The 9522-nt window shown below is 70.4% G+C and carries 9 protein-coding genes; 5 read left to right on the top strand and 4 right to left on the bottom strand.

Annotation, left to right across the window (positions count from 1 at the left end; translation table 11 throughout):
• The first annotated feature begins 121 nt into the window (after positions 1–121).
• The 4 genes from AB0D34_RS27650 (at position 122) to AB0D34_RS27635 (ending at position 5019) form a co-directional block, all read left to right on the top strand.
• Positions 122–2227 carry a TerD family protein gene (locus AB0D34_RS27650; protein WP_362665879.1) on the top strand — a complete coding sequence of 702 codons (2106 nt, stop codon included), beginning with the start codon at positions 122–124 and terminating at the stop codon, positions 2225–2227.
• Between the two features lie 226 nt (positions 2228–2453).
• Entirely contained in the window at positions 2454–3455 is a 1002-nt protein-coding gene (locus AB0D34_RS27645) for a TerC/Alx family metal homeostasis membrane protein (RefSeq protein ID WP_362665876.1), read from the top strand.
• Between the two features lie 131 nt (positions 3456–3586).
• Positions 3587–3889 (top strand): hypothetical protein, encoded by a 303-nt coding sequence (locus AB0D34_RS27640; RefSeq protein ID WP_362665874.1) that lies wholly within the window; start codon positions 3587–3589, stop codon positions 3887–3889.
• 38 nt (positions 3890–3927) lie between these two features.
• Positions 3928–5019: an ionic transporter y4hA gene (locus tag AB0D34_RS27635; RefSeq protein WP_362665872.1), complete on the top strand. Its 1092-nt coding sequence runs from the start codon at positions 3928–3930 to the stop codon at positions 5017–5019.
• On the opposite strand, the gene AB0D34_RS27630 is transcribed toward AB0D34_RS27635, so the two are convergent.
• Positions 5009–6319 (bottom strand): MFS transporter, encoded by a 1311-nt coding sequence (locus AB0D34_RS27630; protein WP_362665869.1) that lies wholly within the window; start codon positions 6317–6319, stop codon positions 5009–5011. The two genes, AB0D34_RS27635 and AB0D34_RS27630, sit on opposite strands and share 11 nt — an antisense overlap.
• Before the next feature lie 170 nt (positions 6320–6489).
• Here AB0D34_RS27630 and aroQ point away from each other — a divergent pair, with 170 nt between their 5' ends.
• Positions 6490–6963 carry a type II 3-dehydroquinate dehydratase gene (aroQ, locus tag AB0D34_RS27625; RefSeq protein WP_362665867.1) on the top strand — a complete coding sequence of 158 codons (474 nt, stop codon included), beginning with the start codon at positions 6490–6492 and terminating at the stop codon, positions 6961–6963.
• 26 nt (positions 6964–6989) lie between these two features.
• Here the strand turns inward: aroQ and AB0D34_RS27620 are convergent, their stop codons facing one another.
• The 3 genes from AB0D34_RS27620 to AB0D34_RS27610 are packed head-to-tail and all read right to left on the bottom strand — an operon-like array spanning position 6990 to position 9516.
• The gene (locus AB0D34_RS27620) at positions 6990–7748 is read right to left on the bottom strand and encodes an amino acid ABC transporter ATP-binding protein (protein ID WP_362665865.1); all 759 of its coding nucleotides are present in this window, start codon (positions 7746–7748) and stop codon (positions 6990–6992) included.
• Positions 7745–8635 (bottom strand): amino acid ABC transporter permease, encoded by an 891-nt coding sequence (locus AB0D34_RS27615; RefSeq protein ID WP_362665863.1) that lies wholly within the window; start codon positions 8633–8635, stop codon positions 7745–7747. The genes AB0D34_RS27620 and AB0D34_RS27615 overlap by 4 nt, the downstream gene beginning before the upstream one ends.
• Positions 8632–9516: an ABC transporter substrate-binding protein gene (locus AB0D34_RS27610; protein ID WP_362665861.1), complete on the bottom strand. Its 885-nt coding sequence runs from the start codon at positions 9514–9516 to the stop codon at positions 8632–8634. The genes AB0D34_RS27615 and AB0D34_RS27610 overlap by 4 nt, the downstream gene beginning before the upstream one ends.
• Between the last annotated feature and the right edge of the window lie 6 nt (positions 9517–9522).

Raw genomic sequence — 9522 nt, 5'->3', positions numbered from 1 at the left:
CCCGGCCGGACACTCCCCGCGTGACCCTGGTCGGGCCGACCAAGACCAGGCCGACCCGCCGGAAGACAACCTAAATCACCGGTATTGCCTCTAGCGGGTCCGTGACCGAAGGGAAGGCGTCATGACGGCCGAGCTGGTGCGGGGGCAGAACCATCCGCTCTCCCAGGCCCGTCTCGAGATCCGGATCGCGGCCGGCACACCGATCGTGGCCGGAGCCACGCTCGGTGACGAGCACGGCACGGTGCACGGCGTCGAGTGGGTCGTCCACCCGGGCGCACCCACCCTGCCGGGTCTTGAGGTTTCCCGGCAGGCGGCCGCCGACCACCGTCTCGCGGTCGACCTCGACGCCGTACCCGAGGCCGTCCACCGGGTCCATGTGCTGCTCGCCCTGCCCGCGGCGGCCGGCCCCGTGCGCTTCGGCGCCGTCGCCGCCCCGTTCCTCGCGGTCACGGGCCTGGACGGCACCGAAATCGCCAGCTACACCATCACCGGTCTGGACGCCGAATCGGCGGTCGTCGCACTGGAGCTCTACCGCCGACAGGGCGCCTGGAAGGTGCGCGCCGTGGGACAGGGCTACGCGGGCGGTCTCGCCGAACTCCTCACCGACCAGGGCCTTCCCCAGGCCCACCAGCTCGCGGGCACCGTCCATGAGGCGGTGGCCCAGGGACTGGCCCGTTCGGTGCCGGCGCCTCCCGCCCGCACGGCGGACGGCGACCGTTCCCGGCAGACGACCACACCGACGCTCGGCGCGGACCAGGGCTCCACCACGACCCAGGGCCCCGCGGCAGCCCAGGGCGCCCCCGGAGCCGTACCGCCGCAGCCGCTGTCGCCGTACGGCGCACAGCCGCCCGGCACTCCACCGCAGCCGATGCCCCCGACCGGCGGCCCTGCCTCCGGGGCACCGCAACCCGTCCCTCCCTACGGCGCTCAGGGCGCCCCGCAGTCCGGATACGCCCACGCGCCCGGGACCGCGGACTCCGCCGCTCAGCCGGGCGCGCCCAGCGCAGGCGGCCCCATCGACTACAGCCACCCTCGACGGCAGAACACCGCCCCGCCGCCCCCGCCAGCCGCGCCTCCCGCCCAGCCAGGCGAGCCCGGGCGACCCGTCGCCGGGGACGCGACCGGGTGGTCCATGGACGAGCGGCTCTACAACCAGGTGTGGGGCATGTTCGAGGATCTGGCCCGCTCCACGGCCGCCTACCGCAGTGCCGTCGACTTCGCCGACTCGCGCATGGAGAAGGAGCTCGACGCGGCCCTCGCCGACCCGCGCAGCCGGATCGGCGGACAGGGCGACGCCGCGCGGGAGGCGGCCCGCGCCAAGCACGCCCAGCTCGTCGAACAGGCCCGGGCGGCCTACGACCGGGATCTCGGCCAGCTCACGGCCGAGTCCGAGGTGGTCGAGCCCGCCCTGCCGGCGGCGTACGCCCGCTGGGACAACCCCGTATGGCACGGCTACCGGGTGCCGTTCGAGGCGCCCATGGCCGTGCGCCTTGGCGATCTGCATCTGCCGGAGTGCGCCGAGCTGCGCATCCCGATGCTGGTCAGGCTGCCGCTGGAGCGCGGTCTGTGGATCGACAGCGGAGCCGCCGGATTGCTCGACGGCTCGTTCCTCGACTCCCACGAACTGCGCGGCCTCGCCATGGACACGGCCGTCGCACTCGCGGCCCGGCTCCTCGCCGTCCACCCCGCCGGTGACTTCACCCTCCACGTCATCGACCCGGCCGGCTCGGGCGCGCAGGCCCTGGCCCCGCTGGCGCGCACCGGTGTGCTCGCGGCCCCGCCCGCCGTCGGCGCCGCGGGTGTCGCGGACGCCCTGGCCAGGCTCACCCAGCGCGTCGACCTGGTGCAGATGGCGGTGCGCGGCGGCGCGGCCGACTCCCTCCCGCCCGGCCTCGACACCTCCGAGCAGCTCCTGATCGTCAACGACTTCCCGCACGGCTTCGACGACCGGGCCGTGACCCAGCTGCGCTACCTCGCGGACGAGGGACCGTCCGTCGGCGTCCACCTGATGATGGTTGCCGACCGTGAGGAGGCCTCCGCCTACGGCCCCCTCCTCGACCCCCTGTGGCGTTCGCTCATGCGGCTGACGCCGGTGCCGGACGACCATCTCGCCGACCCGTGGGTGGGGCACGCCTGGACCTATGAGCCGACGCTCGTGCCGCCCGGCAGCCAGGTGCTCCACCAGGTCCTGGAGCAGGTCGCGGTGGCTCGCACCAAGTACTCGTAAAGAGCTTTGACCAGGGATTTTGACCCTTCTTTTGCCAATCGCTTTACCTTTACTTGGTGATTGGGGTACGGTTGGTGGCACGGAGGGGAGTACTCCCTGTCGACTGCGGCGTACCCGTCAATACGGATCAGGCCTGATCCCGGGGCGTCGGCCCACCGTGGGTGGAAGAGACCTCCGGCAGCGCGACGACGCTGGTTACTTGCCGTTACGTATTGCCGGAGGAACTGTGGATGTTTCCGTGACCCTGTGGGTCCTGACGATCGTGGGCCTCGCCGCCCTCATCGCGGTCGACTTCTTCATCGGCCGCAAGCCGCACGACGTGTCCATCAAGGAAGCGGGCATCTGGACGGTCGTCTGGATCGCCCTGGCCGGCCTCTTCGGGCTCGGCCTGCTCATCTTCGGCAGTGGCCAGGCCGGCGGAGAGTTCTTCGCGGGCTTCATCACCGAGAAGTCCCTGAGCGTGGACAATCTCTTCGTCTTCGTCCTGATCATGGCGAAGTTCGCGGTCCCCTCGCAGTACCAGCAGCGGGTGCTCCTCATCGGTGTCCTCATAGCCCTGGTGCTGCGCGCCATCTTCATCGCCGCGGGCGCCGCCATCCTCGCCAGCTTCGCCTGGGTGTTCTACATCTTCGGCGCCTTCCTCATCTGGACCGCCTGGAAGCTCATCCAGGAGGCCCGGGCCGACGAGGAGGACGAGGAGTTCGAGGAGAACAAGCTGCTCAAGGCCGCTGAGCGGAGGTTCGGTGTCGCCGACCGGTACCACGGCACCAAGCTGTGGATCGAGGAGAACGGCAAGCGGGTCATGACCCCGATGCTGGTCGTGATGCTCGCCATCGGCACCACCGACGTGCTCTTCGCGCTCGACTCGATCCCCGCGATCTTCGGTCTGACCCAGGACCCGTACATCGTCTTCACGGCCAACGCGTTCGCCCTGATGGGTCTGCGGCAGCTGTACTTCCTCATCGGCGGTCTGCTGAAGAAGCTGGTCCACCTCAGCTACGGCCTGTCGATCATCCTGGGCTTCATCGGCGTCAAGCTGGTGCTGCACGCCCTGCACGAGTCCGGGGTTCACGTCCCCGAGATCAGCATTCCGGTCTCGCTCGGTGTGATCTGCTCGGTCCTGATCGTCACCACGATCACCAGCCTGAGGGCCTCCAAGAAGCAGGCGGCGGCCGAGGCGGCGCAGGCGGAGAGCGAAGGCGCTCCGAAGGACAGCATCGAGGCCTGACCGCGGCCGACGTAGAAAGAACCACCACCGGGAGCGGTGCGCGGCGAATTGCCGGGCACCGCTCCCGGTGCTTGTTTGGTTCCAGTGCGCGTACCCCGGCCCGGGTGCGCCGTGGCCGGCTGGAGACACCCATGAAGTTCGTGCAGATCATCGGCTTCGAGACCGAGCGCCTGGAAGAGATGGAGCAGGTGCTGCAGGAGGCGGCGCAGCGCAACGAGGGCAGGACGGGCGGCCCGACCCACCGCATGCTTCTGAAGGACCGGGACAGGCCCAACCACTATGTGGCGGTGCTCGAGTTCGAGTCGTACGACGAGGCCATGCGCAACAGCGACGACCCCGAGACGAGCAAACTCGCCGAGCAGTTGGGCGCGTTGAGCATCGGCGAGCGGGTCTACACCAACTGTGACGTCCTGGAGTCGGGCGAGCTCAAGTAGCCCTGGCGGAGTGCGCGCACCTCTGCGAGGATCGCCGCATGATCGCTCGGCTCGCGACCCGGTGGACGTCCGTCGTACCGGCGCTCGCGGTCGTCCTGCTGGTGTTCACCTGGGGGCGCGACCTGCCCGGGGCCGTCGTGGCACTCGTGACCCTGGTCCTCGCGGGGGCCGTACTGGCCGCCGTGCACCACGCCGAGGTGGTCGCCCACCGGGTCGGCGAACCGTTCGGCTCGCTCGTGCTCGCCGTCGCCGTCACGATCATCGAGGTCGCCCTGATCGTCACCCTGATGGCGGACGGTGGCGACAAGAGTGCGACCCTGGCCAGGGACACGGTCTTCGCGGCCGTGATGATCACCTGCAACGGCATCGTCGGCATCAGCCTGCTGGTGGCCTCACTGCGTCACGGCACCGCGGTCTTCAACCCGGAGGGCACCGGCGCCGCCCTCGCCACGGTCGCGACCCTGGCCACGCTGAGCCTGGTGCTGCCGACGTTCACGACGAGCAAGCCGGGCCCGGAGTTCTCCACCACCCAGCTGACCTTCGCCGCGCTCTCCTCACTGGTCCTGTACGGCCTGTTCGTGGCGACCCAGACCGTACGGCACCGCGACTACTTCCTCCCGATCACCCGCCAGGGCGAGGTGATCACCGCCGACGACCACGCCGACGTACCCGCCGCCCGTGCCGCGCTGATCAGCCTTGGCCTGCTGGGCCTGGCCCTGATCGGGGTGGTGGGCCTCGCCAAGGGCGTCTCGCCGACCATCGAGTCCGGGGTGGCCAAAGCCGGTCTTCCCCATGCCGTCGTCGGTGTGATCATCGCCCTGCTGGTGCTGCTCCCCGAGACCATCGCCGCACTGCGCTCCGCCCGGCGCGACCGCGTGCAGACGAGCCTCAACCTGGCCCTCGGCTCGGCCATGGCCAGCATCGGCCTGACCATCCCCGCGGTGGCCCTGGCCTCCGTCTGGCTCTCCGGACCGCTGGTCCTCGGCCTCGGTGCCACCCACATGGTGCTGCTGGCCCTGACGGTGGTGGTGAGTTCGCTGACCGTGGTCCCGGGGCGAGCCACACCGCTCCAGGGCGGCGTCCATCTGGTGCTGTTCGCCGCCTACCTGGAGCTGGCGATCAATCCATAGCCGGCTCGGCCGCCGTCGCCGCCACGGGCACCGGCCGGGTCTCCGGCAGCATTGCGAAACACCCCAGACTCAGCAGCGCGATCCCGGTCAGGTAGGCGCCCACACCCCAGGGCACCCGCCCACCGTGCTCCACCAGCGCCGTCGCCACGATCGGCGTCAGCGCACCCCCGATCACCCCACCGAGGTTGTAGCCGACCGAGGCACCCGTGCAGCGCACCCGCGGCTCGTACAGCTCCGGCAGATACGCGGCGATCACCGCGAACATCGTGATGAACGCGATCATCGCGCCCAGGAACCCGAGGAACATCAGCAGCGGCTCCCCGGTCGCCAGCAGCGCCACCATCGGGAACATCCACAGCGCCGCCATCGCGCACCCGGCCAGACACAACGGCCGCCGCCCGTACCGGTCCCCGAGCACCGCCGCCACCGGTGTGAGCGAGCCCTTCACCAGCACCGCGGCCATGATGCAGGTCAGCATGACGGTACGGCTCACCCCGAGCCGCTCCGTCCCGTAGGCGAGGGACCAGGTCGTCACGGCGTAGAAGATCGCGTACCCCACGGCGAGCGCCCCGGCCGTCAGCAGAACGAGCCGCCAATGGTCGCGCGCCACCTCGGCGAGCGGCACACGCGCGCGGTCGTCGATCTCCAGGAAGCTGGGACTCTCCGCGAGCGAGGAGCGCAGCCACAGCCCCACCACCGCCAGGACTCCGGCCGCCCAGAACGGCACCCGCCAGCCCCACGCGGCGAACTGCGCCTCGGACAGCGTCGCCGACAGTGCCAGCACCACACCATTGGCGAGCAGAAAGCCCAGCGCGGGTCCCACCTGCGGGAAACTCGTCCACAGCCCGCGCCGCTCGGCGGGCGCGTGCTCCGCGGTCAGCAGCACGGCCCCGCCCCACTCCCCGCCGAGCCCCAGCCCCTGCAGAAAGCGCAGCACCAGCAGCAGCGCCGGCGCGGCCACACCGATCGTGCCGTACGTCGGCACACAGCCGACCGCGACCGTGGCGCCGCCGGTCAGCAGCAGCGAGATGACGAGCACCGGCCGCCGCCCGCGCCGGTCCCCGAGGTGCCCGAACAGCACCGACCCGAGCGGGCGCGCGACGAACCCCACGCCGAACGTACCGAACGCGGCCAGCGTCCCCGCCAGGGGCGAGAACGTCGGGAAGAACAGCGGCCCCAGGACCAGCGCCGCGGCCGTGCCGTAGACGAAGAAGTCGTAGAACTCGATGGCCGTCCCGGCGAGCGAGGCGGCCGCGAGCCGCGGCATGGAGGGCGCCCTTACGGTGCGTACGTCGTGCATGCCGCGTCAACTACCCACAGTGATCGGTAGTTACGGGGGCGCGCGGTGGTGATGGCCCAGCGTCGTATCCGCCCATCTTCGGCATCACCGGAGGGTACGCGCCGTACCGCGCGCGGCGCACCGTGATACACCGGGGACGAGCAGCCCACCCGCACCGGACCGGAGGAACCGTGCCCCGCACCCTGGCCAACGCCCCGATCATGATCCTCAACGGCCCCAACCTGAACCTGCTGGGTCAGCGGCAGCCGGAGATCTACGGCAAGGACACCCTGGCCGACGTCGAGGCCCTGTGCGCCAGGGCCGCGGCCGCGCACGGTGGCACGGTGGACTTCAGGCAGTCCAACCACGAGGGCGAACTGGTCGACTGGATCCACGAGGCACGGCTGAACCACTGCGGGATCGTCATCAACCCCGGCGCCTACTCGCACACGTCGGTGGCGATCCTGGACGCGCTCAACACCTGCGACGGGCTGCCGGTCATCGAGGTGCACATCTCCAACATCCACCAGCGTGAGTCCTTCCGGCACCACTCCTACGTCTCGCTGCGCGCGGACGGGGTCATCGCCGGCTGCGGTGTGCAGGGATATGCGTTCGGAGTGGAGCGGGTCGCGGCGCTGGCGGGGCCGGCCCGGACGGACGCGTAAGGACCGATGCCCTGGCGGGGCGGTCCTTACAACCGTCCCGCCTCCACGATCCGTCTCAGGAAGCGCTGCGTCCGCTCCTGCTGCGGATCGCCGAAGATCTGCTCGGCCGTCCCGCGCTCCAGCACCACGCCTCCGTCCAGAAAACAGACCTGGTCGGCGACCTCCCGCGCGAAGCCCATCTCGTGCGTGGCGAGCACCATGGTCATGCCGTCGCCCTTCAGATCCCGCACGACGTTCAGCACCTCGCCCACCAGCTCCGGGTCGAGAGCCGCGGTGATCTCGTCGAGCAGCAGCAACCGGGGGCGTACCGCGAGGGCCCGCACGATCGCCACCCGCTGCTGTTGGCCGCCGCTCAGCCGGTCCGGGTACTCGCCCGCCTTCCCGCCGAGCCCGAGCCGCTCCAGGAGCTCACGGGCGTGCTCCTCGGCCGCCACGCGGGCCACGCCGTGCACCCGGCGCGGGGCCAGCGTGATGTTCTCCAGGACCGTCATGTGCGGAAAGAGGTTGTACGCCTGGAAGACCACGCCGATACGACGCCGTACCGCGTCCTGGTCGACGCGCGGATCGGTGATCTCCTCGCCGTCCAGCCAGATCGCGCCGTCGTCGATCTCCTCCAGGAGGTTGGCGCAGCGCAGCAGTGTCGACTTGCCGGAGCCGGAGGCCCCGATCAGCGCGGTCACCGTGTGCGGGGCGACCTCCAGATCGACGTCCCGCAGTACGACCGAACCGCCGAAGGTCTTGCGAACGGACTCCATCCGCAGCACCGGTCCGTCTGCGTCGCTCATGCGATTCCTCCCTGGGCCCGCCGGCGGTCCATCCGCGCCGTCACCCAGTCCGTGAAGCGGGTCATCGGGATGGTCAGTGCCACGAACACGAGGCCCGCGACGATGTACGGCGTGTAGTTGAGGCTGCGCCCGACGATGATGTCGGCGGCCCGTACGGCGTCGATGGCACCGCCGATCGACACCAGACCGGTGTCCTTCTGCAGGGACACCAGGTCGTTCAGCAGCGGCGGCACCTGGCGGCGCACGGCCTGCGGCAGCACCACGTGACGCAGCGCCTGCCGGTTGGACAGGCCGAGCGAGCGGGCCGCGGCGCGCTGCGAGGGGTGCACGGACTCGATGCCGGCGCGGAACACCTCGGCCACGTACGCCGAGTACGTGAGCGTGAGCGCCGTACCGCCCAGCAGGACCGGGTCGACCGTCACGCCCTGGAGCCTGAGCGCCGGGACGCCAAGGACGACGATCATGAGGTTAATGATGAGCGGAAGGCCGCGGAAGAAGTCCGTGTAGGCGGCGGCCAGGAAACGCAGCGGGAAGAACACAGGGCCGCGCAGTGTGCGTGCGATGGCGATCAGCATGCCGAGCACCAGCACCGCGACACCGCAGACCAGCAGCAGCCGGACGTTCAGCCACAGCCCTTCGAGGACCTTCGGGAACGCCTCGCGCGCGTACTGCCCGTTGAAGAAGGTCTCCTTGGTGCGCGGCCAGCCGGGAGCACTGACGACGACCAGGTAGAGGACGACGGCGGTGACGAGGGTCGAGACCGCGGCGATCGCCGTCGCGCGGCGGGCGCGGGTGCGCTTGAGACGCTCCCGGTCGATCCGCCGCTGCGACGGTGTGTAGGAGTCGCCGGTGTCTTCCTGGCCGGACTCGTCCTTCGTGAGCGTCACTTGAGCACCGGGGCGTCGACCGCGTCCGACAGCCACTGCTGTTCGAGCTTGGCGAGCGTGCCGTCCTTGCGCAGGGCGTCCACGGCGGCCGTCACGCAGGAGGTGAGCGCGCTGCCCTTGTCGAGCACGAGTCCGAACTGCTCCGGCGTTCCGCCCTGGTTCTCGAACTGGCCGACGATGGTGCCGTCCGTCACCTCGGCCGCCGTGATGTAGAAGGCGGTCGGCAGGTCGACGACGATGGCGTCCACCTGCTTGTTCTCCAGAGCGGACTTGGCCTGGTCGTTCTTGGCGTACGCGGCGGCCTCCCGCGTCGGCTTCACCACGTCCTGGATGTAGTTCAGGCTGGTCGTACCGACCTGGGCGCCGAGCTTCAGGCCCTTCAGGTCCGCGATGCTTGTCGCCTTGGCGGCCTTGGAACCCTTGAGTGCGATGACGGCCTGGCGCACGTCGTAGTAGCCGGACGAGAAGTCCACGGCCTTCTTGCGCTCGGCGCTGATCGACACCTGGTTGATGTCGAAGTCGAAGGTCTTCTCCCCGGGCGCGAAAGCCTTGTTGAAGGGGACGCTCTGCCAGACGACGGCGCTCTTGTCGTAGCCGAGCTGCCGCGCCACGGCGTACGCGACGGCCGACTCGAAGCCCTTGCCGTTCGCGGGCTTGTCGTCCTTGAACCACGGCTCGTACGCCGGCTCGTCGGTCGCGATCGTGAGCTTGCCGGAGGTCTTGGTGCCCAACTTGCCCTTGGCACAGGTGGTTCCGGTCGACCCCGAGGCCTTGGCGTTCGCGTCGTCGTCGGGCTGCGGAGCGCAGCCGACGGCGGTGGCGAGCAGTGCTATGGAGGCCGCGGCGACGGCGCGGCGCAGTGCGCGGGGGGCAGGATGCATGGCGGG

This window comes from Streptomyces sp. NPDC048420, from assembly GCF_040651535.1.
Taxonomy (GTDB): Bacteria; Actinomycetota; Actinomycetes; order Streptomycetales; family Streptomycetaceae; genus Streptomyces.
Note: the sequence above shows the minus strand (reverse complement) of the source record. Positions and strands in the feature narration are given on the sequence as shown.